Below are 320 nucleotides of genomic sequence, written 5' to 3'. Positions count from 1 at the left end.
GACTTTGCGATCCGCTCGCGCGAGGGCGAGCATGGCCATGGCGTCGACGCCGAGCCCATGGGCCGCGAGGCGGCGCTGCTGCATGCCGCCCAGGTGCGCTTGCGGCCGATCCTGATGACGACGCTGGCGATGGTGTTCGGCATGGTGCCGCTGGCGTTTGCACTCTCCGAGGGTTCGGAGCAGCGCGCGCCGATGGGGCAGGCGGTGATCGGCGGGGTCATCACCTCCTCGCTGCTGACCCTGGTGGTGGTGCCGGTGATCTACTGCTATCTGGACGATCTGTCGCAGTGGGCCAAGCGCAAATGGTCGCGCGGCATGAC

At 68.4% G+C, this 320-nt stretch carries 1 protein-coding gene; it reads left to right on the top strand.

The window, feature by feature from the left end; all coding sequences use genetic code 11:
• Positions 1–320 (top strand): efflux RND transporter permease subunit (locus H5407_RS23870; protein WP_183106945.1); only part of this gene is annotated, 320 nt, incomplete at both ends.

The sequence above is a fragment of the Mitsuaria sp. WAJ17 genome, from assembly GCF_014174515.1.
In the GTDB taxonomy this organism is placed as follows: domain Bacteria; phylum Pseudomonadota; class Gammaproteobacteria; order Burkholderiales; family Burkholderiaceae_C; genus Roseateles_B.
This window is presented reverse-complemented; position numbering and strand designations above follow the sequence as displayed.